The sequence below is a fragment of the Rodentibacter trehalosifermentans genome (genome assembly GCF_002000545.1).
Taxonomy (GTDB): domain Bacteria; phylum Pseudomonadota; class Gammaproteobacteria; order Enterobacterales; family Pasteurellaceae; genus Rodentibacter; species Rodentibacter trehalosifermentans.
On record NZ_MLHL01000121.1, the window covers coordinates 1 to 1,578 of the forward strand.

A 1,578-nucleotide genomic window follows, 5' to 3' on the forward strand; every position below is an offset into this window, starting at 1 on the left:
TGAAGATGTTTATGGAAAGGGGAATGTTAAATCTACAACGGTTCCACCTGATTCAGTTCACAATGTAAAACTGGCAGGTAAAAAACATCCAGTGACAGGCGTTCCATTTGATAACAAAGGATTTCCTATTTTTGATAAGTTCTCTGCTTACGAAACTAGATTAGACATCTCTGAATTTAGAAATGCTTCATACACTAAGCAGATGGAGATGGCTACTGAGGATTTAGCTAGAGCAATTGATAATGGGAATATTAGTAAAAATAAATTTACACCATCTCAATTAGAAGCTATTTACAGAAAAGATAGCAAAATTCCAGGATTTACTTGGCATCATAATCAAGAGACTGGGAAGATGCAATTAGTTGATTATGATATTCATAAAAAGACAGGACATATTGGATGGGAGGGTATGAAAAATGGGAAATAAATTTAGATTAACTAGAGAATCTAGCGAAGATATTGGATTCGTGAAATCATGTTTAATTATTGGTGCAATAGAAAAAAATGAATTTAGAGAATGGATTGATTTAGTTATTAAGGATTCAGATATAGATGAATTGCCATTATATATTTTTGATTTGATTAACTTTGATGGTTCTTTCTATGAATTATTAAATATTATTGGATTTACACCAGATCCTATATTGAGTGATGAAGAAGATAATGCGTTATATGGTATAGCAATAAAAAGATTTGGCGATTCTTTTGATATTCCGATTACAAAAAGTAAGGCTCTTATATCTCTTGAACATAACCCACAAATCCTAGATAGATTTAGGAAAGTATTTCCATTCGTTTTATTAAATTTCTAGCTAACGTAGCGTGTGTGGATTGAAAATCCACGCACGAATTAATTTTTCCGTGCGTGAAATTGTGTTTCACACAGGCTACGCTTGCTGAAGGTAATATTCATCGTTTTATGCCTGGTAGGAATGCAAACGAAGGGTGGCATTGGGCAGGTTCTACAGCAGATAAAAATAATCCTTTAAAATTAACAAATAGTCAGAAATCTGATCTTAAAAAACTGTTTCCAGAACAAAAACGAAACCCTAATTTAAAGTAGAGGAAATAATAAAGAATATCGAGAATACTCAAGAAAAATTTGGAATATATTGGAATGAAAGTTTTGTCATTGATAATTATGTATATGGCAATATCAAGATAAAGATAGGTAATGAAATGTACCCTAAAAATAATGATGAATATGATAACTACACTTTAGGTATAGTATTCAATAGCCTAAAAAATTCCTTTATTAATAAATATTATTTTGGTGGTTTTACGGATGGAAATTTCGGAGAGACGGAGTTTGATTCTGAAAAATGGCATAATGGCGATTTATCAGATGTATTCTTACTTGATACAAGTGAACTAGGTGGCTATGAAAATATAAATACACTTTATTTGTGCATGGCATATTCAGGCAATATAGAACGTTTATTTTACAGCACTGATAATGGGGAATCTTTTAAGGAAATAAGGTATTCTAAAGGAACGATTGAAAATATAATTGGACAATTACCTACATATTAATGAGAACAAGTAGCAAGCGTAGGGTGCGTGGATTGAAAATCCACG

Annotated in this window: 3 protein-coding genes; all 3 read left to right on the forward strand. The window is 31.6% G+C overall.

What is annotated here, in order from left to right:
• Nucleotides 1-427: HNH endonuclease (locus tag BKK52_RS14130; protein ID WP_143531440.1), on the forward strand; the 427-nt coding region annotated here is incomplete at its 5' end.
• Nucleotides 417-812: a hypothetical protein gene (locus BKK52_RS13260; protein WP_077420594.1), complete on the forward strand. Its 396-nt coding sequence runs from the start codon at nucleotides 417-419 to the stop codon at nucleotides 810-812. The genes BKK52_RS14130 and BKK52_RS13260, both read left to right, overlap by 11 nt.
• A 367-nt stretch (nucleotides 813-1,179) precedes the next feature.
• Entirely contained in the window at nucleotides 1,180-1,533 is a 354-nt protein-coding gene (locus BKK52_RS13265) for a hypothetical protein (protein ID WP_077478890.1), read from the forward strand.
• Nucleotides 1,534-1,578 lie beyond the last annotated feature (45 nt).